The sequence below is a fragment of the Geminicoccus harenae genome, assembly GCF_019800005.1.
Classification (GTDB): domain Bacteria; phylum Pseudomonadota; class Alphaproteobacteria; order Geminicoccales; family Geminicoccaceae; genus Geminicoccus; species Geminicoccus harenae.
Genome location: NZ_JABGCL010000183.1, coordinates 1 through 955, shown reverse-complemented (window position 1 = coordinate 955; position 955 = coordinate 1). Strand labels below are relative to the sequence as shown.

General features: G+C 63.2%; 2 protein-coding genes. One reads left to right on the top strand and one right to left on the bottom strand.

The genetic code is table 11. The features are described 5' to 3' along the window. Nucleotides 1–8: 8 nt before the first annotated feature. Entirely contained in the window at nucleotides 9–305 is a 297-nt protein-coding gene (locus HLA95_RS27490) for a hypothetical protein (RefSeq protein WP_222185141.1), read from the bottom strand. Nucleotides 306–609: 304 nt separating this feature from the next. Between HLA95_RS27490 and HLA95_RS27485 the strand changes: the two genes are divergently transcribed. Continuing rightward, entirely contained in the window at nucleotides 610–954 is a 345-nt protein-coding gene (locus tag HLA95_RS27485; protein ID WP_322100173.1) for a hypothetical protein, read from the top strand. The last annotated feature ends 1 nt before the right edge of the window (nucleotide 955 follow it).

Sequence of the window (955 nt, the reverse complement as noted above, 5' to 3'; positions counted from 1 at the left end):
CGTCTTCTTCAGGAAGGGTGAGCCGCGAGGTGGTGGCGCAGCGCGGTGCAGCTGTGCCGGACGAGCGCCAGGATGCGCTCGGCGCCACCCCAGGGCACGTGCTTGCGCTGGGAGTAGAGGATGGACAGCCAGTTCTCGAGACAGCCGATCTTCTCCCGGACGTCGGGGTCGGCGGCTTCCGGGTAGGAGCGCATCCTGCCGGTCAGGCGGCGTGCCGCCTCCACCGCCTGACGATTGTTCCAGCCGTAGCTGTTGTTGGTGATGAGCTGCTCGAGCTCGTCCAGGAGGCTGAGGAAATGGTTCATCGTTATCTCCCTTGGCACCAGGATGCGGTTGGTGCCCCGGGGCAGGACCAAACATCTGCCCCAGGCTCTTCTCCGGCAAGAGAAGAGACCAAGCCTATAAAATCAATATATTCCGGCAGAGGATGCTTCTTGTCCTGACAATCGGAGATGCTGCGCAAGAACATTACCGAGTATGACATAAGCATCATGTTAAAGAGGGAAGACGTCTGCAGCCGACTGCTGGATAATTTGTGCCGATCCCTCAACCCGCCACCGGCCCTTGCCGGCACTGACGAAACGACTACCGATCTTCAGGATTGATCTGGTGCTGGCTTTGGGCAATCCGCAGGTGAACGACACCACCCTGATCACCGCCACGGTGCTGGACGTGCAGCCGATGGCCAAGGGCAGGCTGCTGGCCCTGGCGTCGGTAGAGCTGGTGCTGGATGGGGTGCCGCTCGTACTACACGGGGTACAGGTGATCCGGCTCAAGCACCCGGTCACCGGGAAGGAAGCCACCGGCGTCGACCTGCCCCGTTACCGGGCACCGGATGGCAGCTGGCGCCAGGCGGTCGAGCTGCCGCCGGAAGTGCGCCGCCCGGTAGGCGATGCCGTGCTGGAGCAGTGCTGCGCGCTGGGCATCACCCAGCGGAGCCGGTCCATCACCTGAG